This is a genomic window from Leminorella richardii, from assembly GCF_900478135.1.
Lineage (GTDB): Bacteria > Pseudomonadota > Gammaproteobacteria > Enterobacterales > Enterobacteriaceae > Leminorella > Leminorella richardii.
Window position 1 is genome coordinate 3,470,151 of the sequence record NZ_LS483470.1, and the last position, 20,425, is coordinate 3,490,575.

The following is a 20,425-nucleotide window of genomic DNA, read 5'->3' on the forward strand; positions in this document are numbered from 1 at the left end:
TTACTCCTTTATCCGTTAAGCGAGATTGATAATCAAAGTGAGCCCCATCCCCAGCCCTATTGCCAGCAGTACAGCACCCGCACCGCGCTCGATCCAGTGGATGACGCGCCCGAGCCGCTGCTGCACCAGAGGAAGACTGATGACCGACGCTACCAGCAAATCCCACAGCAGTACCGCTGAAAACATCCAGACGCCGCAGCTCACCTGCTGCTTTAGCGTCACCTGACTTCCCAACAGAGTGGTCATCAGGCTCATATAAAACAGCGCATTTTTAGGATTCAGCAGCGACGATCCCAGCCCCATCGCTAACTGTCTAGTCATCGACACTTCCTTCGCTGCCGCGCCCAGCGCTAGCCCATCGGAACGGCTCTTTATCAGCTGTGCGCCAATATACAGCAGATAAAGCGCTCCCGCCGCCTGAACCAGCGCAAACAGCCACTGGACGTTAGCTACGCTGCGAAAGCCGACGATCGCCAGAGCGATATAGACCGCGTTGCCCAGCGCAATGCCTAAGCATATAAAGGCGCTGCCGCGAAGCCGATAGCGAATTGCATGGCCTGTGAGCAGAAAAAAGTCAGGCCCGGGGCTTAGCAGCGCCACCCCGTGTGCCAACGCCAGCGAAAGAAACGTCGGCGGCAACCAGTCGTTTATCATGAGTGCTTTCCCGATAGTGAAACATCGGAAAGACTCTACCTCTCGCCGGGGGACGGGGGATTGTCAAAAATTGATCTCTCCAGCAGATACTGCCCCGGCGTCGCGGCAGTGGCGGCAACAAAGCGCTTGTGAAAGTGGCTCTGGTCGCTAAAGCCTACCGCCTGTGCCGTATCAGCAATGCTCTCTCCCTGCCGGAGAAGCGATTTCGCCCACTCTATGCGCATACTGTTCAGGTAAGCGTGGGGCGTCATACCCGCTTCGCGATAAAAGGCTCGGATCAGGGTTTCTGGGCGCAGGCGAAGGTCTTCTGCCAACTCCGCAAGGGTCGGGGGAGAAGGTAAATTTTCCTGAAGGCGGTGGCGTATAAAACGGACAATATCCCGTTCAGAAGAAGCCGGCTCCGGAGAACAATAGCAAAGCATCAGGGGATCGATAAATGCATCCAAGGCAAGCTGCCACACAGGAGGCTCATCACTGTGCATCAGCACATCCACCAGCTCCAGATAGCGCCTGAAAAGCGCCGAATCGCTGACAGAGAAGTGAGAACAGCACAGAGAGTTAACCGAATGGCCGACAAGGGCTGACAGACGCTGAAGACACCAGTGAGTATCAAGATAGAGCATATGATAGCTGCGCTCTCGGCCATCCAGCGGGTTACAGCTGTGTGCCGCATCGGCTTCAATCAGCACAAGCTCCCCAGTCCGAGCCAGTCTCTCTTGCCCTCGATAGCGAACAAGGGTTCGCCCTTCAAGGATAGCGCCGATGGAAAACGTTTGGTGCAGATGCTCGCCGTAGCCCACGCGGCTTTGGTAAGTCGAACGTAGCTCAACATGGGGCATGCGCTCGCTGCGCCAGTAGCCCTGAGTGACCGACTTTACCCGTTGAAGCGCGCTTTGCATGCGGCGAGTTCTCCCCTCGGCGGTGAATGCCCTATCTTAACGCGTGGGTAAAAAAAACGGCCATAAAAAATGACCGTTTCCCGTTTTTATCTGCAATGGGAAATCTGTCGATCAACCAAATACCTGCACCAGATGAGCATCCAGACGCTTCAGGTTGTTTTCCACATCAGGCCGCTTCATCACGTCGGTGCACAGGAAGGTTGGCAGCGGCGACATGCCCAGGAACTGGTTTGCCTTGTGGAACGGTAGATAAACGCCGTCAACGCCTACGCCTTCAAAGAACTGCTCTGGATCGGTAAACGCCTCTTCTGGCGCGTTCCAGGTGACAGACAGCATGTAGGTCTTTCCCTGAATAAGGCCGCCTGAACCGTATTTCTTGGAATCGTCTGAGCGAGTGCGGCCATCGCTGGCATACAGGCGACCGTGGCCTTCAGTGAAAACGTCGTCGATATACTTTTTCAGGATCCACGGAGCCCCCATCCACCAGCCCGGCTGCTGATAGATAACCGTGTCGGCCCACAGGTACTTTTCAATCTCTTCTTCAATCACGTAGCCGCGATCGACAATAGTTTCTTTCACGCTGTGCCCCAGCTGCTGCAGCTTTTCAACCGCCGCATGGTGCAGAGTCATATTCAGCTCGCCGTTGGAGTGGGCAAATTTCTTCATGCCGTTAACAATAAGGATGTTGCTCATAGCCTTGTTCCATATATAAAAAAGAGCCTGCGGCGAGATGCCTATGGCGTATCAGGGAACTATTCTACTGCCTCTATTTAGTAAATAAACTGCAATAAATGCATAATATAATTGACTGCTAGTCAACTATGCGAAGAAATCCCTGCATCAGCGCTCGTGAAACGCGTTGCATTTTGAAAAACAAAAGCGGCTAAAAAGGCGAAAACTCGCGCCGCCAAGCTTGGCGAATGACACAATTTCCTTCACTATAGTGAGTTGCATCACAGAAAGAATTAAGGAATTCCGTTTCCCACTATGAGTGAATTAGCGTCGGACACAGCCCTCTCTTCTTCTCCGTGGCGCAGTTTTGTGAAAGGCTGCGTTGCGATACTGCCCCTTAGTCTGGCTGTGCTTCCCTGGGGTCTTTTGGCTGGCTCAATGGCAATAGAAAGCGGCATGACTGCGGCGCAGGGCGTCGGCATGTCTGTCATTATCTTTGCTGGCGCCACACAGCTGGCCGCTATGGGCATGATCAAGGCGGGAGCTGGGCTAGTCGCCATGCTGATCTCGGCCTTTTTTATCTCTTCGCAGCATTTACTTTACGGCCTGACGATGCGCGAGCGCATTGCGCCGCTGCCTCTGCGATGGAGGCTGATTTTAGGCTTTCTGCTTACCGACGAGCTTTTCGCCCTGATCGGCGAGCCTCGGGAAAAAGCCTTTGACCGCTGGTACGCGCTGGGCATTGGGCTGTTTTTCTATCTATTCTGGATTGCCTCAACGCTGGCCGGTGCAGTTGCCGCCACGCAAATAGAGGACTTAGGCAGCTACGGACTGGACTTCTCCATTGCCGCAACCTTTATCGTTATTGTTGTGCCGCTGATAAAAAATCTGCCTACGCTGGTCTGCGTACTGACAGCACTCATTCTGTCAGTGGTTCTAGGCTATTTTCAGGTTCCCAGTTCGCTTATCATCGCAGGCGTGATTGCCATGTTCGCCGGGCTGATTACGTCGCTTATCGTGGGAGATAAGCCGGGAGAGAAATCATGATTTGGGTTGCCATTGTCACGATAGCGCTGGTTGTCTTTTTTAACCGCTACGTTTTTCTTGAACCCAGCCTGCCGATTAAGCTAAGCCCGGTGATTAAAAAGCTGCTGAGCTTTTCGATTCCCGCAATTTTGACGGCAATTTGCGCACCAATTATCTTTTTAAACGACAGCGGATTTAGAACCTTTCCGCTGAACCCTTATTTTATTGGCGCGGTATTTTCTATATTGCTGGCAATGTTCATTCGTAACACGCTTATTTCCGTGATATTAAGTTTAGCTATTTTTATGCTGTTAAAATCTGGATTATCATCTTATTTTTAACGCAATAAAATTTAATCACCAGCCGTAATTTTTACAATAAAAAATATTATTATTCCCTTATACTCTTAATAGATTTTTCTATTAAGGGTACAGGGATGAACCAAGAACTTTCTGAAAAAAGCGTTATTGCACAGCTTACTGATATTATCCCATTACATATCATCCGCTCTGAGGAGCTGGATAGTCTGACTTCGCTTATTGCCGACCACTTTCACACTCCAGCCGCCTTCATTACTCAAGCAAACGGTGAGCCTCACTGGTCTGACTCTTTTTTTCAGCCCAGTGATAAAAAAGAAAGCCTCCATGCCGTGGTTGAAAATATGTTTTCGAAACAGGCGCCGCTGATTATTTGTAATCTCAAAGATAATGAGCAATATTCACATCACCCTTTTGTCAAAGAACTGCCAGAAATAACATTTTATGCTGGACATCCTCTTTATTCTAAAACCGGCCGACTTCTTGGTGCGCTGTCTTTAATCGATCGGCGGCAGCGCGACTTTAGTGAGAAAGATAAAAAGCATTTTCACTATTTTGCAAAAATTCTTGAACGCTATTTCCAGCATCAGGAAGAAAGCCGTCATATTAAATCTATAGAGGATAGCCTGCTCAACAGTGAATCCATGTTTATACAAACGTTCAATCTGGCCGCCGTAGGCATGGCAAACGTGTCGCTCACCGGAAAATGGCTAAAGGTAAACCCCAAGCTGTGCGACATGCTGGGCTACAGCGAACAGGAGATGCTGGAAAAGACCTTTATTGACGTCACCCACCCAGATGATTTACACATTGGCTTTCAGCTGATAGACGACCTGCTGAACGACCGTATTCATACCTATACGACGGAAAAGCGCTATATCAACAAGCAGGGAAACGCGTTCTGGATCCTGCTTAGCGTATCTCTGGTACGCGACATTCAGGGAAACCCCAGCCACTTTATCAGCGCTGTTATGAATATTAATGAGAAAGTGGAAGCAGAAAATGCCCTGAAAAAGCTGGCAGATGAGCTAGATAGTCGGGTAGAAGAGCGCACTGAACAGCTAAGAATGGTGCTTAACCTGATCAATCAAGAGGTGGAGAAAAACATCGAATGCAACGATCTCCTCAATATTGAAAGAGATCGCCTGAAGGAGATCACCGATAACGTTCCCGCCCTTATCAGCTGCGTTAACCACGACCTCCACTACACGTTTGCCAACAAAACCTACGGCGACTGGTTCAATATTCCTCCGGCAGAAATCATTGGTCAGTACGTGCCCGATGTCGTCGGCAAAGCGAGTTTTCACCTGGCTGAACGCTATCTTTCGTTGGTAATACACGGTCAAAAAGTGGTGTATGAAAATCAGTTCACGACGCGAGAAGGCGTTAAGCACGTCCAGACGACGCTGATTCCTAACCCCGATCCGTCGCGCCGAGAGTTCTACGTACTCTCGCTGGATATTTCCGAGCTTAAGCACCTACAGGATTCTTTGATTGCAGAAGCGTCTCACGATGCGTTGACCGGCCTGCCGAACCGCCGGGCGTTTATGGGCGTCCTTCAACGCCTGCTGCACGGCTCGCAACCCCATTGGATTGCGCTGTTTTTCATGGATCTGGACAGGTTTAAAGCCATTAATGACAACCATGGCCACGAGTTTGGTGACAGAGTGCTGCAAACCGTCGCCCAAGTGCTAAAGCGCTCGGTTCGCCCTGGAGATATCGCTGCCCGACTGGCTGGCGATGAATTTACCATCCTGCTTCACTGCGACAGCCATCCTCAGGCCATTGTCGCAGAGATCTGCAAGCGCCTGCTTGACACGCTGTCAGACATCAAGCTCATAGGGGAAACCCCCGTTCAATTAAGTATGAGTATCGGTGTAGCTATCAGTAAAAACGGGCCGGACGTTACTCCAGAATGGTTGCTGTCGCAGGCGGACAAAGCCATGTATCAGGTCAAAACCCACGGGCGAGGGACTTACCGCATTATCGAGGGAAACTAGCGTTTTCTTTTAGGAAATTTATCACGAAGTTGCCGTGAAAATACGACTTTATATACTATACTTCTAAGCAATACTGTCGGCTATGAGAACGCGTAATGATGCCCGCACGGATCCCTGCTAATGAACGGGAACGCCTGAGTATTTTAAACGATCTGCATATTCTGGATACGCCACCTTCGGCGCAGCTGGACTGTATCACCCGACTGGCGGCGGAGTTCTTTCACGTTCCTGTCGCACTGGTCACGCTGATAGACAAAGATCGCCAGTGGTTTAAGTCCTGCTTTGGCCTTTCACTGCAGGAAACGCCGCGTGACATATCGGTGTGCAGCCACGCTATTCTCCAGGACACTACGCTGGTCATCTCAGACTTACGCAAAGACCCACGCTTTAGAGATATCCCACCGGTTATTGAAGCGCCTCACCTCGTCTTTTACGCGGGCTGCCAAATTCATTCCAGAGAAGGCATTGCGCTAGGCACGCTTTGTATTATCGACACTAAGCCTCGCCGATTTAGCAAAAAGGACCAAGACCACCTCAGCGATTTTGCGAGACTGGTAGAACAATATTTTCACAGTCTGCAAGAGACCACCTATACCAAAGCCGTTGAAGATACGCTCAGCACCACAGAGTCGATGTTCGAACAGACGTTTAATCAGGCTGCGGTCGGCATGGCCAGCGTGGCGCTAAACGGCGAATGGCTGCGGGTCAATCCCAAGCTTTGCGATCTGCTCGACTATCGCGAAGAGGAACTGATGAGCAAAACGTTTCAGGAGCTCACTCATCCTGACGATTTGGATTCTGACCTGTATATGGTACAGGGGCTACTCGCTGGGCAAATGGACACCTACTCAATTGAAAAGCGCTATATCGATCGTCAGGGAAGCGCGTTCTGGATCCTGCTGACGGTATCGTTAGTCAAAAACCGCCAGGGGAATCCACACCACTTTATCGCCATTGTGGTGGACATCAACGATAAGGTCGCTGCTCAAACGGAGCTGCGCCAGCTTACCGACGAGCTGGAAGTGCGCGTTAAGCAGAGAACCGAGCAGTTGGAAAGAACGCTGCATCTGGTTAACGAAGAGGTAGAACAGCGTATTGAAACGCAGTCGCTGCTCAATCTGGAAAAAGAGCGCTTAAAAGAGATTACCGACAACGTTCCCGCACTTATCAGCTGTGTGAACCATCGGCTTTACTACACCTTCAGCAACAAAACCTATGAAGACTGGTTTGGCTTTGCCGCTGCCGGAAAATTTATGCCTGAGGTGATTGGCGAAGAGAGCTTTCGAAAAGCCAATGGCTATCTAGCCCAAGCCGTCTCCGGTAAACGAGTCTCTTTTGAACACCGGCTGCTAACGCGTCAGGGTGCCAAACACGTTCAAACAACGCTGATTCCCCACAGCGACCTCGATCACGGTGAGTTCTACATCCTGTCTTTGGACATCACGGAATTGAAGCAGCTGCAAGAGACGCTGATTTTTGAAGCCTCTCACGATATTTTGACCGGGCTGCCAAACCGTCGCTCATTTCTTAGTACCCTTAACTCACTGCTACAGGATCGGGAAGCACACCCCTGGATTGGGCTGTTCTTTCTCGATCTGGACGGCTTCAAGCAGCTTAACGACGTCTACGGTCACGACTTCGGCGATCGGGTGCTAAAAAGTGCCGCCTCCACGATCAGCAGTGCGGTCAGGCTAGAAGATATCCCCGCACGGCTGGCGGGGGATGAATTTACTATCCTACTGACCCATACAGAGCGCCCTGACGACATTGCCAAAACCATCAGCCAGAGGATACTCGACAGGCTGGCGGAGCAAAGCGAAATCAACGGTATCTCCGTCAGGCTCAGCATGAGCATTGGCGTTGCCATCGCCCGCAATACACCCGCCCTGACGCCGGAGATACTTCTCTCCAGCGCGGATAAGGCAATGTATCAAGTTAAACAGCAGGGAAAAGGCACCTTCCGCCTTGAGCTTATTGGTGACTAGGCAGCCACCTCCGGCTCACTGAGCTGGAGATTCATCAGCCTAATTTGCTTAATCAGCAGGAAAATGACCGGAATAGCCAAAACAATCGCCGATATCGGCATCGCCAGCCAGATTCCCGCCGTGCCGAGAAACCTCGGCAAAATAAACAGAAAGGGCAGCTGAATAAGTACGTTACATATAGTAATAATCAGCGCCTTGTGGCCTTCGCCAATGGACTGAAAGAAAGCTTCTGTTATCACAAAGAATCCCTGACAGAACAGCATAAACAGCGATAGCCGAATCGCCACCACAATAGCCTCAGACAGCGCGCGATCGTCTCCGGCAAAGAAGTCAGAAAAGGTGGTTGGGAACAGCAGCATTGCCAAGGTGTACACCACACCGAAGCCAACGCTGTAGGTCATCGCCAGCTTTAAAATCTTGCCGGAAGATACCGCATCTCGAGCGCCAAAGAATCGACTGACCAGCGGCTGCATGCCGTGAGCCAGCCCTTCTGACAGCAGATAGTAAAACGTCAGCAGATAGCCGATAACCGCGTACGCCGCCACTTCAATCACGCTGCCGTACCGCAAGAACATGAAGTTATAGGCCACGATGGTCAAGCTGAGATAAATGTACATAAACAGGCTTGATGAGCCATTTTTGCAGATTTTCCAGCACAGATCGCCGCGTACTTTAAAATCGCTTATCGCCAGCCTTACCGGACTGCGGCGGCTAAACACATAGCACAGCGCCAGTATCATGGCGGTCGATTCGGCGATCAGCGTCGCTAAAGCGACACCCAGCAGCTCTAGGTGCAAAACGACAATAAACAGGTAATCCAGCGCAATGTTCATCAGCGCCCCGATCACCATAAACATCGTTGCCAGCCGTGGAGCATTCAGGTTTCGCATCAGGTAGGGCACCGCAATACTGCCGAGCACCAGCGGTGCGCCAAAGGCAATCACCTTAAGGAAGTCATAGCCGTAGCTAAGCACCTGCCCTTCTGCCCCCTGAAGAGACAGCATTGCCCTACCGCCGTAGTACAGAACTAGGCTAAGCAGCAGACCGGGAATAATAATCAGCAGAGGCAGTTGACCAATATAGGATGCTGCCAGCGCCGCCTTGCCCGCGCCGCGAGAAAGGGAAACGTAGCTACCGATGCCAATACCCACCATCAGCCCGACCGCGAGCAAAACGCCCACCATCGGCCATGCAAGATTGATCGCCGCTAGGCCATCGCTGCCGATGTAGCGACCAACGAAAATACCGGCAATAATTTGATAAGTGCCGCTCACAAGCATTGCGATCAGCGCAGGAACGGCATAACGGGCGAACTGCGCCCCTATGCGTGTGTCAGACATACTTCACCTACATAACGTCTCATTTGAGACTTAAAACGACGCCGGATCGGCGCCAAATTCGTTGATAATGCCGTTTTTCAGCAGGCTCGTTGCCGTGGCGGGCAGCAGGACGTCAGCGCTGATATCAAATATGGCTATCACGCCAAAGCCTACGGACATCAGCCGCCACGCTCTGGCCGACACGTCTTCAGTGCTGAGGTCAGGGTGAAACGCGCCGCTGCGGCACCCTTCTTCAATAACGCGAACCGCCTCTCCGTGCAGCAAAAGCAGTGACTGGGCGTAAACCTCGCCAAACGTCTTGTTGCGCACCGCTTCTGTCCAGGCGTCATTCCAAAGGCGGGAATCGGGGTCGTCCGCTGTGCTCCCTGAGTAGTCCAGTAGGGAGAGCAGCTGTGCAGCAGGAGTCATCCCCTGAATGCGCTCACAGGCGCGCCGATGCTCTTCCTGAACGAAATACTGGAAGACTTCTCTTCTCAAATCCGCCGTTGAAGAAAAGTGGTGATGAACAATCCCCGTGGCGGCGTTCATTTCAGCGCTGACCTTTCTGGTAGTGATATTCATCAGTCCATCTCTTAACGCCACGCGCATCGCCGCGTCAACAATCGCTGCGCGCCGTTCGTCTTTTGCCATATAGGACATCGCTACACTCTCTCTTTTCTTCTATTTTTAAATTTTGATCAATTGTTCAATTTGAACAGACGCTCATATTACCCACACGTTGGTCAAAGATCTAATACTTTCTTCACCGATAAAAGTGAGCAGTCAGGATTTGGTTGAACTTGGCTGGAAGAAAAATGAAAAAACCCCGCTTTCGCGGGGTTCAGATTTTTCAATCGAGAGGGCAAAGGATTGTCGATTAAGCTTCAGCCTCTGAACGCCCCTTTCCAAGCACTTCACGTTCGTACTCGCGGGACTTCTTCACATCGAACTGGCGTTCCCACTTGGCGATAACCAGCACGGCCAGCGCGTTGCCGACCACGTTCAGTGCGGTACGAGCCATATCCATAATGCGGTCTACGCCGGCAATAAACATCAGGCCGTCTAGTGGGATGCCCACGCTGCCCAAAGTCGCCAGCAGCACCACGAAGGAAACGCCGGGCACGCCAGCGATACCTTTGGAGGTCACCATCAGCGTCAGCACCAGAGTGATTTCCTGCATCAGCGACAGCTCGATACCGTACAGCTGTGCAATAAAGATCGCCGCAATGCTCTGATACAGAGTAGATCCGTCAAGGTTAAACGAATAGCCGGTAGGCACCACGAAGCCAGTAATGGCCTTCGGGGCACCGTAGGCTTCCATTTTCTCGATAATGCGCGGTAATACCGTTTCAGAACTGGCGGTCGAATAGGCCAGAATCAGCTCATCCTTCAGGATGCGGATCAGCGTCCAGATGCGCAGGCCACAAAGCCTCGCAACGAGGCCAAGCACCACCAGCGCAAAGAACACAATCGCAGCATACACCAGCAGCACCAGCTTCAGCAGCGGGATCAGCGATGAGAAACCAAAGGTAGCGACGGTCACGGAAATCAGAGCAAACACACCAACGGGCGCATAGTTCATGATCATGTGCGTCACGCGGAACATAGTCTCAGACATCGATCTGAACACGTTCAGCAGTGGAGCGCGCGTCTCCTTCGGCAAGGAAGACAGGCCCAGACCAAACAGCACCGAGAAGAAAATAATCGGCAGCATCTCACCGGACGCCAGCGCCTTAAAAATATTGGTAGGAATGAGCGACATAATGGTGATTACCAGACTATGTGCGCCGCTCTGAACCTCTTCGGTGGTGGCCTTATATTGAGAAATGTCTACCGCGCTAAGCTGGGACATATCAATGCCGTGACCGGGTTGAAAAACATTAGCCGCCGTCAGGCCAATAATAATGGCGACGGTGGTGATGATTTCGAAATAAATAATGGTTTTCAGCCCGATGCGGCCAAGCTTTTTGGCGTCGCCAACGCCCGCAATGCCGACCACCAGCGTGGAAACCACGATAGGCACGACAATCATTTTAATCAGGCGGATAAAGATATCGCCCGCAGGCTTAAAGAAGTTGATGACCAGCCAATCAACAGATTCTGCACCGTGCATGACGGAGCCAACGATGACTCCAAGGATCAGCGCGATAACAATCTGCCAGGCTAAGCTAATTTTAAAACCTTTCATATAACTCAATTTCCTTCACTTTCATTGAACGCCTCCAGATGGGCGCCGCCTGTCAATCAGGCCTTTTTATCTGAGCCTCATGCTCTCCTGAAATAGGTCTTCCTCTTTTGCAACATTGTGGATAGAAATCTGCGAACAAAAAAATGCAGGCGCTCTTTTTAGCACTTTATGAAGCAAAATTACATTTTTCTTTACGTAACGGCTGCAATTCAGATGAAAATACTGAGAAACCGGCGTGAATATGGCTATCTGGCCTATAAAAATGGAAGAGGGGTTTTTAGCTAAAAAGTCGCTAATGATGTTAACGAGGATAAGTAAAACAGTGTGGAAATATGTTAATTAACTCATTAATTTTAAAAATAAATATCTTCTGTATATTGTCATTTTTTCTATGTACTCATTAAGTGTAAGAGAGGTCACCATATACGCCTGATTTCACAAATTTTATCTTAGATAAAGATTTTTGCTCTAACCGCCGAAAACCGAATATAAAAATTGCGTTGTAGTGAAATTTATCAGCGCCTCACATGATGTCTGCCTACTTTACATACGTTAAGCGTTTCTCCACTGCATTCAAGATAAACGCTTTTTTATTCATTATGTTAGCCGCAGGCTTTTCTCTTTTACCCCCTTTCTTTCTCTGCGTATCGATTCAGCATAAAAGAATGACATTAGGGTGAATATCAGTCCTTTAGTTTGGATAAATCCTCTTAAAACGCCCGTTTCGTCATTATTCACTGTGAAGAAGCGTGATCTTCCGCGCAAAAAAGAGATCTGAAATGTGCGCAATTATTATTCAACAACTAAATTACATAATGTTAACAATTTTGAGGGGTCAATAATGAGCGCTGTTCATAAACATCCCATTCCTGCAGCCATTGCGGACAATGCATTAATAAACAGGCAGCAGTATGAAACGATGTATCGGCAGTCCGTGGAGGATCCCGATACGTTCTGGCGCCAGCAGGGGAAAGCCGTTGACTGGATAACGCCCTATCAGAAGGTCAAAAATACCTCCTTTGCGCCGGGAAACGTCTCCATTCGCTGGTTTGAGGACGGCACGCTAAACCTGTCTGCCAACTGCCTAGATCGCCATCTCGCCGAGCGCGGCGAACAGACGGCCATACTGTGGGAAAGCGACAGCGGTGAGGAAACTCAGACTATCACCTATCGCCAGCTTCATCAGCGCGTTTGCCGCTTCGCCAACGTGCTCAAGTCGCTAGGGCTAAAACAGGGCGATGTGGTTGCTATCTATATGCCGATGGTGCCGGAAACCGCCGTCGCCATGCTGGCCTGTGCCCGACTTGGCCTTATCCACTCGGTTATTTTTGCCGGATTCTCTCCTGAAGCCATCGCCGGGCGCATTATCGACTCCAATGCGCGTCTAGTCATTACCGCTGATGAAGGACTGCGCGCCGGGAAAACTATTCCTCTGAAGAAGAACGTGGACGACGCGCTGGCGAATCCCAGCGTTAACAGCGTTGAGCACACCATCGTCTTCCAAAGAACTCGCGGCGCCATTGCCTGGCATCCGAACCGCGACCTGTGGTGGCACGAACTGCTCGAACGGGCTGAAGACGACTGCCCACCGGTTGAACTGTCGGCAGAGGCGCCGCTGTTTATTCTCTACACCTCCGGCTCAACCGGGAAGCCAAAGGGCGTACTGCACACCACCGGCGGCTATCTGGTTTATGCAACCCTGACGTTCAAGTACGTATTCGACTATCACGACGGCGATATTTACTGGTGTACTGCCGATATGGGCTGGGTCACCGGCCACAGCTATGCCCTGTACGGCCCGCTGAGCAACGGTGCGGTTACGCTGCTGTTTGAAGGGGTGCTCACATCGCCAGAACCGAACAGAATGGCGAAAATCGTCGATAAATATCAGGTTAACATTCTCTATACCGCACCAACCGCCATTCGCTCTTTGATGGCTCAGGGCGATCTCGCGATTGAAGGCACCTGTCGCGACTCCCTGCGCATTATGGGCTCCGTCGGCGAGCCGATTAACCCAGAAGCCTGGGAGTGGTACTACTACACCATTGGCAACGGCAAGTGCCCTATCGTGGACACCTGGTGGCAGACGGAAACCGGCGGCTTTATGCTCACTCCCCTGCCTGGCGTTACCGAACTAAAAGCAGGTTCCGCCACCAAGCCGTTCTTTGGCGTTAAGCCCGCGCTGGTAGACAACGACGGTAAAATTCTGGACGGCGCCTGTGAAGGTAATCTGGTAATAACCGATTCTTGGCCCGGTCAGGCGCGGACGCTGTTTGGCGATCACGACAGGTTTGAGCAAACCTACTTCTCTTCCTTCAAGAACTTTTACTTCAGCGGCGACGGCGCCAGACGCGACGAAGACGGCGACTACTGGATCACCGGCCGCGTTGACGACGTGCTCAACGTCTCCGGCCACCGCCTCGGCACCGCCGAAATTGAATCGGCGCTGGTCTCCCACCCCAAAATTGCCGAAGCGGCAGTGGTCGGCATCGCCCACTACATCAAGGGGCAGGCAATCTATGCCTATATCACGCTGAATCACGGTGAACAGCCCAGCGATGAACTTTACGATGAAGTCATCAAGTGGGTACGTAAAGAAATTGGCCCAATTGCTACACCCGACATTCTGCACTGGACGCAGACCCTGCCTAAAACGCGTTCAGGGAAGATCATGCGTCGCATACTCAGGAAAATCGCCGATGGCGACACCAGCAACCTGGGAGATACCTCAACTCTGGCCGATCCCGGCGTTGTAGAAAAGCTGCTGCAGGAGAAAGCGTCAATGAAAGCGGCTTCATAGTTTGCGCCGCCTTGCGCGGCGACATTCAACCGTTTTGCTCTACATAATTCAGGCTGCGCGAAAACGGCTGAGCCGGAAGGCTTGGTCGGGCAACGCCCGCGCGGCTTGGCGTATGGCGAGTCTATCTCACAGGAGATGCTCCTATGAACGAACAGATTTATCAACGGATTGAGAGCAACCCGCGTTTTAAAGAACTGGTGCGTCGGCGCGATAACTTTGCCTGGACGCTGTCGGCCATTACGCTGGCCCTTTACGTTAGCTTTATTCTGCTTATCGCCTTTGAACCACAGTGGCTAGGCACGCCGCTCTTCGAAGGCTCCAGCATCACACGGGGTATTCCCGTTGGTCTGGGGCTTATCATCGCTTCCTTCATTTTAACCGGCATTTACGTGTACCGCGCCAACCGGGAATTTGACGAGCTGAATGCTCAAATACTGAATGAGGCTCACCAATGAAAAACCGCCTGCTCCTTGCGCTGCTCACGCTGCTGACCGCGCCGCTGGCGCTGGCCGATGCCGTTACCGGTGAGGTCAAGCGTCAGCCGCTAAACGTCGAAGCCATCGTGATGTTCGTTCTGTTTGTCGGCCTGACGCTCTACATTACCTACTGGGCCTCAAAGCGAACCCGTTCACGCGCTGACTACTACACTGCTGGAGGAAAGATCACCGGCCTGCAAAACGGCCTGGCAATCGCTGGCGACTTTATGTCTGCCGCCTCGTTTTTAGGCATTTCCGCGCTGGTCTATACCTCCGGCTACGACGGCCTGATTTACTCGATTGGCTTTCTTATCGGCTGGCCGATTATTCTGTTTTTAATCGCCGAACGGCTGAGAAACCTCGGGCGCTATACATTTGCCGACGTTGCCTCTTATCGACTAAAGCAAAAGGAGATCCGCACTCTTTCTGCCTGCGGTTCGCTAGTGGTTGTGGCGCTGTACCTGATAGCGCAAATGGTGGGTGCGGGTAAGCTTATCCAGCTGCTGTTTGGCCTCAACTACCACGTCGCGGTGATTCTGGTGGGCATTCTGATGGTGCTGTACGTGCTGTTTGGCGGCATGCTGGCTACCACTTGGGTACAAATCATCAAGGCAGTGCTGCTGCTATCCGGCGCCAGCTTTATGGCTATCATGGTGATGAAGTCGGTCAACTTCAACTTTAACGAGCTGTTCGTACAGGCGATTAAGGTGAGCCCGAAAGGTGCTGCCATTATGAGCCCCGGCGGGCTAGTGTCGGATCCGATATCGGCACTTTCCCTTGGGCTGGCATTGATGTTTGGTACCGCAGGCCTACCGCACATCATCATGCGCTTTTTCACCGTGAGCGATGCCAAAGAGGCGCGTAAGAGTGTGTTTTACGCCACGGGCTTTATCGGCTATTTCTATATACTGACCTTTATCATAGGCTTCGGTGCGATTTTCCTGGTAGGCGGCAACCCAGCCTTTAAGGATGCAGCAGGCGCGCTGATCGGCGGTACCAACATGGCGGCGGTTCACTTGGCCAACGCCGTTGGCGGCAGCTTCTTCCTAGGCTTTATTTCGGCGGTTGCCTTTGCCACCATTCTGGCAGTAGTTGCCGGATTAACGCTGGCGGGAGCGTCTGCGGTCTCCCATGACCTGTACGCTAACGTCATTAAGCAAGGAGCCGCCACAGAGCGCGACGAGCTTAAGGTATCCAAAATCACCACGGTGGTGCTCGGCTTTGTCGCCATCGGCCTGGGCATTCTGTTTGAGAAGCAGAACATTGCGTTCATGGTAGGGCTTGCCTTCTCCATTGCCGCCAGCTGTAACTTCCCGATTATCATTCTGTCCATGTACTGGAAAAAGCTAACCACTCGGGGAGCTATGATCGGTGGCTGGCTGGGGCTTTTAAGCGCGGTGACCATGATGATCCTTGGGCCTACAATTTGGGTGCAAATCCTCGGCCACACCAAGCCTATCTACCCCTATGAGTACCCAGCGCTGTTCTCCATGCTGATTGCCTTTGTCAGCACCTGGTTCTTCTCCGTCACTGACACCTCGGAAAACGCGGTTCAGGAAAGGCTGCTGTTCGATCCACAGTTTATTCGTTCGCAAACGGGCTATGGCGCATCCGGAGGGGTTTCTCACTAGCGTTCTTTTGAGCAAGGCCCTGTAACAAAACAAAAGCGCCAGTCTACATATATGAACTGGCGTTTTTTTCATTAGTACTTAAGTATTTCAGTTAAAAAAAACACCGGTCGATAAATCGACCGGTGTTTGTCTTTTAGAACGTTCGCCTAGAGGCTGCGTCGATTATTCGTCGTCGCTATTGCCCAGACCGGCGTTTAGCAGTTCCGCCAGATTAGCTGATGCCTCTTCTGCACTTACCTGCGGTGCTGAAGCGATATCTTCTATATGGCGACGGCGCATGCGATCCTGGTGGTAGGCATAGCCGGTACCTGCCGGAATCAGACGACCCACGATGACGTTCTCTTTCAAGCCGCGCAGTTCGTCGCGCTTGCCAGCAACGGCCGCTTCCGTCAACACGCGGGTCGTTTCCTGGAACGATGCCGCAGAGATGAAGGACTCGGTCGCCAGAGAGGCCTTGGTGATACCCAGCAGGTCGCGAGCGAAGGACGCTCCCAGTTTGCCTTCCGATTCCAGACTGCGGTTAGCAATCTTGATACGGGAGTATTCCACTTGTTCGCCTTCCAGGAACTCGGTGTTGCCCGGATGCACGATGGTGCCCTTACGCAGCATTTGACGAACGATAACTTCGATGTGCTTATCGTTAATCTTAACGCCCTGTAAGCGATACACTTCCTGCACTTCGTTGACGATATAACGGGTCACTTCGTGGACGCCGCGCAGACGCAGAATGTCGTGCGGTGCTTCAGGACCGTCGGAGATCACGTCGCCGCGCTCTACCAGTTCGCCTTCAAACACGTTGAGTTGACGCCACTTTGGAATCATCTCTTCGTACGGATCGCTGCCGTCCATCGGCGTGATCACCAGACGACGCTTGCCCTTAGTCTCTTTACCGAAGGAAACCACACCGCTGACTTCTGCCAGAATAGCAGGCTCTTTCGGACGACGGGCTTCGAACAGGTCAGCAACGCGCGGCAGACCACCGGTAATATCGCGAGTACCGCCGGATTCCTGCGGAATACGCGCCAGAGTATCACCCGGATTGATTTCAATGCCGTCTTCCAGCTGGATAATGGCTTTACCCGGCAGGAAGTACTGTGCAGGCATGTCGGTACCAGGGATCAGTACGTCGTTACCTTTAGCATCAACCAGCTTCAGCGCAGGACGCAGATCCTTGGTGCTGCCGGTACGCTCTGCGCCTTCCAGAACCACGATAGAGGACAGACCGGTCAGTTCGTCGGTCTGACGAGTGATGGTCTGACCGTCAACCATATCGGTAAAGCGAATGAAACCGCCCACTTCTGAGACAACCGGCATGGTATGCGGATCCCAGTTAGCGACCATTTCACCGCCAGTGACGTTGGCACCGTCGCCCTTGGCAAGCGTTGCGCCGTAAGGCACTTTATAGCTTTCCTTGGTACGACCGAACTCGTCGATCAGCGTCAGCTCAGTGTTACGAGAAGTAATCACCAGCTTGTTGGCTGCGTTAACCACGAACTTGGCGTTCTTCAGTTTCAGGCTACCGGAGTTCTTCACCTGAATGCTGGACTCTGCCGCAGCACGGGATGCCGCACCACCGATGTGGAAGGTACGCATGGTTAACTGTGTACCCGGTTCACCGATAGACTGTGCAGCGATAACGCCGATGGCCTCACCCTTGTTGATGATGTGACCACGAGCCAGGTCGCGACCGTAGCAGTTAGCACACACGCCGAAGTCGGTATCACAGGTTACGACAGAGCGTACCTTGATGATGTCAACAGAGTGCTCTTCCAGCAGGTCACACCACTTCTCGTTCAGCAGCGTATTACGCGGAACCAGAATGTCGGCAGTGCCCGGCTTCAGTACGTCTTCAGCCGTTACGCGGCCCAGTACGCGCTCACGCAGCGGCTCTTTAACGTCGCCACCTTCGATAACCGGCGTCATGGTGACACCGTCGTAGGTGCCGCAGTCGTCTTCGATAACGACCAGATCCTGCGCCACGTCAACCAGACGACGAGTCAGGTAACCGGAGTTCGCGGTTTTCAACGCGGTATCCGCCAAACCTTTACGCGCACCGTGCGTGGAGATGAAGTACTGGAGTACGTTCAGACCTTCACGGAAGTTTGCCGTGATCGGCGTTTCGATGATGGAGCCGTCCGGCTTCGCCATCAGGCCACGCATACCGGCCAGCTGACGGATCTGAGCAGCAGAACCACGGGCACCGGAGTCAGCCATCATAAAGATGCTGTTAAAGGAAACCTGCTTCTCTTCTTCGCCGTCACGGTTGATAACGGTTTCAGAAGACAGGTTTTCCATCATCGCCTTGGCGACGCGCTCGTTAGCGGCAGCCCAGATATCGATGACTTTGTTGTAGCGTTCGCCAGCGGTTACCAGACCAGACTGGAACTGCTCCTGAATTTCCGCCACTTCGGTTTCGGCTTCGTTGATGATTTCCGCTTTCTTAGCCGGGATCACCATATCGTCGATACCTACAGACGCACCAGAGCGAGCCGCATAGGCAAAGCCGGTATACATCGTTTGGTCAGCAAAAATAACAGTAGGCTTCAGCCCCAGGATGCGATAACAGGTGTTAATCATCTTGGAGATGGCTTTTTTGCCCAGCGCCTGGTTAATCACGGAGTAAGGCAGACCTTTAGGTACGATCATCCAGAAGATGGCGCGACCCACGGTGGTATCCACCAGGCCCGTTTTTTCCGTCATTACGCCTTCGGCGTTTTTAACGTATTCAGTGATACGAACCTTAACGCGAGCGTGCAGCTCAGCGTGACCGGCACGGTAAACGCGCTCGGCTTCTTTCGGCCCGTTCAACACCATGCCTTCGCCCTTGGCGTTCACCTTGTCGCGGGTCATGTAGTACAGACCCAGCACCACGTCCTGAGACGGAACGATGATAGGCTCACCGTTAGCAGGAGACAGAATGTTGTTGGTAGACATCATCAGCGCGCGCGCTTCCAGCTGGGCTTCCAGCGTCAGCGGCACGTGAACAGCCATCTGGTCACCGTCGAAGTCGGCGTTATATGCCGCACACACCAGCGGGTGCAGCTGGATAGCTTTACCTTCGATCAGTACCGGCTCAAATGCCTGAATACCCAGACGGTGCAGAGTCGGTGCACGGTTCAGCAGTACCGGGTGTTCGCGGATAACTTCGTCCAGGATATCCCAAACGACAGCTTCTTCACGCTCAACCATTTTCTTAGCGGCTTTGATGGTGGTGGCAAGGCCACGCAGTTCCAGCTTGCCGTAGATGAACGGTTTGAACAGTTCCAGAGCCATTTTCTTCGGCAGACCGCACTGGTGCAGACGCAGGTATGGACCCACGGTGATTACAGAACGACCGGAGTAGTCAACGCGCTTACCGAGCAGGTTCTGACGGAAACGACCCTGTTTACCTTTGATCATGTCGGCCAAAGATTTCAGAGGACGCTTGTTAGAACCGGTGATCGCACGACCGCGACGACCGTTATCCAGCAGGGCATCTACTGCTTCTTGCAGCATACGCTTTTCGTTGCGCACGATGATGTCCGGCGCGGCCAGATCGAGCAGGCGCTTCAGACGGTTGTTACGGTTGATCACGCGGCGATACAGATCGTTCAGATCGGAAGTCGCAAAACGACCGCCGTCCAGCGGAACCAGCGGACGCAGGTCCGGCGGCAGAACCGGCAGAACGGTCAGGATCATCCACTCAGGCTTGTTGCCGGACTGAATGAACGCTTCCAGCAGCTTGATGCGCTTGGTCAGCTTCTTGCGCTTGGTTTCTGAGTTGGTTTCGTTCAGCTCTTCGCGCAGCTGCTCGCACTCCTGCTCCAGATCCATGTTCTTGAGCAGAGCCTGAATGGCTTCGGCGCCCATTTTGGCGTCGAATTCGTCACCGAACTCTTCCAGCGCGTCCAGATACTGCTCTTCAGTCAGGATCTGGCGCTTTTCCAGATTGGTCATGCCGCCTTCGACTACAACGTAAGATTCGAAGTACAGTACGCGTTCAATGTCGCGCAGAGGCATGTCAAGCAGCAGGCCGATACGAGACGGCAGCGACTTGAGGAACCAGATGTGAGCGGTCGGAGACGCCAGCTCGATGTGGCCCATGCGCTCACGGCGCACTTTGGTCTGGGTCACTTCAACGCCGCACTTCTCACAGATAACGCCGCGGTGCTTTAAGCGCTTGTACTTACCGCACAGGCACTCATAGTCTTTTACTGGCCCGAAAATACGGGCGCAGAACAGACCGTCACGCTCAGGTTTGAACGTACGGTAGTTAATGGTTTCCGGCTTCTTCACTTCGCCGAAAGACCAGGAACGAATCATGTCTGGCGAGGCCAGAGCGATTTTGATGGCGTCAAACTCTTCGGTCTTGGTTTGCGCTTTCAGAAACTTCAATAAGTCTTTCACGGATCGGCTCCTGTCGGAGTTAAACCTGTTGGGCACTTATACCCGCTGTCTTTCAAGCTGCTTCTTTGTTGG

The 20,425-nt window shown here is 52.3% G+C and carries 14 protein-coding genes; 7 read left to right on the forward strand and 7 right to left on the reverse strand.

Annotated features, from left to right (window positions below; translation table 11 throughout):
* Positions 1–15: 15 nt before the first annotated feature.
* The 3 genes from DQM29_RS15760 to DQM29_RS15770 all read right to left on the reverse strand — a co-directional run bounded on the left by DQM29_RS15760 (position 16) and on the right by DQM29_RS15770 (position 2,246).
* Positions 16–654 carry a LysE family translocator gene (locus DQM29_RS15760; RefSeq protein WP_111741566.1) on the reverse strand — a complete coding sequence of 213 codons (639 nt, stop codon included), beginning with the start codon at positions 652–654 and terminating at the stop codon, positions 16–18.
* Positions 655–689: 35 nt separating this feature from the next.
* Complete coding sequence (locus tag DQM29_RS15765) at positions 690–1,553, reverse strand: helix-turn-helix transcriptional regulator (RefSeq protein WP_111741567.1); 864 nt, start codon at positions 1,551–1,553, stop codon at positions 690–692.
* Positions 1,554–1,664: 111 nt separating this feature from the next.
* Positions 1,665–2,246, reverse strand: a complete 582-nt coding sequence (locus DQM29_RS15770; RefSeq protein ID WP_111741568.1) for an NAD(P)H-dependent oxidoreductase — start codon at positions 2,244–2,246, stop codon at positions 1,665–1,667.
* A 294-nt stretch (positions 2,247–2,540) separates the two neighbouring features.
* Between DQM29_RS15770 and DQM29_RS15775 the strand changes: the two genes are divergently transcribed.
* The 4 genes from DQM29_RS15775 to DQM29_RS15790 all read left to right on the forward strand — a co-directional run bounded on the left by DQM29_RS15775 (position 2,541) and on the right by DQM29_RS15790 (position 7,553).
* Complete coding sequence (locus DQM29_RS15775; protein WP_111741569.1) at positions 2,541–3,272, forward strand: AzlC family ABC transporter permease; 732 nt, start codon at positions 2,541–2,543, stop codon at positions 3,270–3,272.
* Positions 3,269–3,592, forward strand: a complete 324-nt coding sequence (locus tag DQM29_RS15780; RefSeq protein ID WP_111741570.1) for an AzlD domain-containing protein — start codon at positions 3,269–3,271, stop codon at positions 3,590–3,592. The genes DQM29_RS15775 and DQM29_RS15780 overlap by 4 nt, the downstream gene beginning before the upstream one ends.
* Positions 3,593–3,687: 95 nt before the next feature.
* Positions 3,688–5,568, forward strand: coding sequence for a diguanylate cyclase domain-containing protein (locus DQM29_RS15785; protein ID WP_111741571.1), 1,881 nt, complete (start codon positions 3,688–3,690; stop codon positions 5,566–5,568).
* Between the two features lie 95 nt (positions 5,569–5,663).
* Entirely contained in the window at positions 5,664–7,553 is a 1,890-nt protein-coding gene (locus tag DQM29_RS15790; protein WP_111741572.1) for a diguanylate cyclase domain-containing protein, read from the forward strand.
* Here the strand turns inward: DQM29_RS15790 and DQM29_RS15795 are convergent.
* The 3 genes from DQM29_RS15795 to gltP all read right to left on the reverse strand — a co-directional run bounded on the left by DQM29_RS15795 (position 7,550) and on the right by gltP (position 11,060).
* Positions 7,550–8,893 (reverse strand): MATE family efflux transporter, encoded by a 1,344-nt coding sequence (locus DQM29_RS15795; protein ID WP_111741573.1) that lies wholly within the window; start codon positions 8,891–8,893, stop codon positions 7,550–7,552. The genes DQM29_RS15790 and DQM29_RS15795 overlap by 4 nt on opposite strands.
* Before the next feature lie 30 nt (positions 8,894–8,923).
* Positions 8,924–9,532 carry a TetR family transcriptional regulator gene (locus DQM29_RS15800; protein ID WP_111741574.1) on the reverse strand — a complete coding sequence of 203 codons (609 nt, stop codon included), beginning with the start codon at positions 9,530–9,532 and terminating at the stop codon, positions 8,924–8,926.
* Between the two features lie 217 nt (positions 9,533–9,749).
* Complete coding sequence (gene gltP, locus DQM29_RS15805) at positions 9,750–11,060, reverse strand: glutamate/aspartate:proton symporter GltP (RefSeq protein ID WP_111741575.1); 1,311 nt, start codon at positions 11,058–11,060, stop codon at positions 9,750–9,752.
* 841 nt (positions 11,061–11,901) lie between these two features.
* Here gltP and acs point away from each other — a divergent pair.
* From acs to DQM29_RS15820, 3 genes are all read left to right on the forward strand, one after another.
* Entirely contained in the window at positions 11,902–13,860 is a 1,959-nt protein-coding gene (gene acs, locus DQM29_RS15810; RefSeq protein ID WP_111741576.1) for an acetate--CoA ligase, read from the forward strand.
* A gap of 143 nt (positions 13,861–14,003) precedes the next feature.
* Complete coding sequence (locus tag DQM29_RS15815) at positions 14,004–14,315, forward strand: DUF485 domain-containing protein (protein ID WP_111741577.1); 312 nt, start codon at positions 14,004–14,006, stop codon at positions 14,313–14,315.
* Positions 14,312–15,967, forward strand: a complete 1,656-nt coding sequence (locus DQM29_RS15820) for a cation acetate symporter (RefSeq protein ID WP_111741578.1) — start codon at positions 14,312–14,314, stop codon at positions 15,965–15,967. Before DQM29_RS15815 ends, DQM29_RS15820 begins: the two co-directional genes overlap by 4 nt.
* 162 nt (positions 15,968–16,129) lie before the next feature.
* Here DQM29_RS15820 and rpoC read toward each other — a convergent pair whose 3' ends face one another.
* Positions 16,130–20,353, reverse strand: coding sequence for a DNA-directed RNA polymerase subunit beta' (gene rpoC, locus DQM29_RS15825; protein ID WP_111741579.1), 4,224 nt, complete (start codon positions 20,351–20,353; stop codon positions 16,130–16,132).
* Positions 20,354–20,425 lie beyond the last annotated feature (72 nt).

Excerpts from the sequence above, each read along its gene's own strand:
- DQM29_RS15760 (WP_111741566.1), bottom strand. The coding sequence starts at position 654 with ATGATAAACGACTGGTTGCCGCCGACGTTTCTTTCGCTGGCGTTGGCA.
- DQM29_RS15765 (WP_111741567.1), bottom strand. The coding sequence starts at position 1,553 with ATGCAAAGCGCGCTTCAACGGGTAAAGTCGGTCACTCAGGGCTACTGG.
- DQM29_RS15770 (WP_111741568.1), bottom strand. The coding sequence starts at position 2,246 with ATGAGCAACATCCTTATTGTTAACGGCATGAAGAAATTTGCCCACTCC.
- DQM29_RS15775 (WP_111741569.1), top strand. The coding sequence starts at position 2,541 with ATGAGTGAATTAGCGTCGGACACAGCCCTCTCTTCTTCTCCGTGGCGC.
- DQM29_RS15780 (WP_111741570.1), top strand. The coding sequence starts at position 3,269 with ATGATTTGGGTTGCCATTGTCACGATAGCGCTGGTTGTCTTTTTTAAC.
- DQM29_RS15785 (WP_111741571.1), top strand. The coding sequence starts at position 3,688 with ATGAACCAAGAACTTTCTGAAAAAAGCGTTATTGCACAGCTTACTGAT.
- DQM29_RS15790 (WP_111741572.1), top strand. The coding sequence starts at position 5,664 with ATGATGCCCGCACGGATCCCTGCTAATGAACGGGAACGCCTGAGTATT.
- DQM29_RS15795 (WP_111741573.1), bottom strand. The coding sequence starts at position 8,893 with ATGTCTGACACACGCATAGGGGCGCAGTTCGCCCGTTATGCCGTTCCT.
- DQM29_RS15800 (WP_111741574.1), bottom strand. The coding sequence starts at position 9,532 with ATGTCCTATATGGCAAAAGACGAACGGCGCGCAGCGATTGTTGACGCG.
- gltP (WP_111741575.1), bottom strand. The coding sequence starts at position 11,060 with ATGAAAGGTTTTAAAATTAGCTTAGCCTGGCAGATTGTTATCGCGCTG.
- acs (WP_111741576.1), top strand. The coding sequence starts at position 11,902 with ATGAGCGCTGTTCATAAACATCCCATTCCTGCAGCCATTGCGGACAAT.
- DQM29_RS15815 (WP_111741577.1), top strand. The coding sequence starts at position 14,004 with ATGAACGAACAGATTTATCAACGGATTGAGAGCAACCCGCGTTTTAAA.
- DQM29_RS15820 (WP_111741578.1), top strand. The coding sequence starts at position 14,312 with ATGAAAAACCGCCTGCTCCTTGCGCTGCTCACGCTGCTGACCGCGCCG.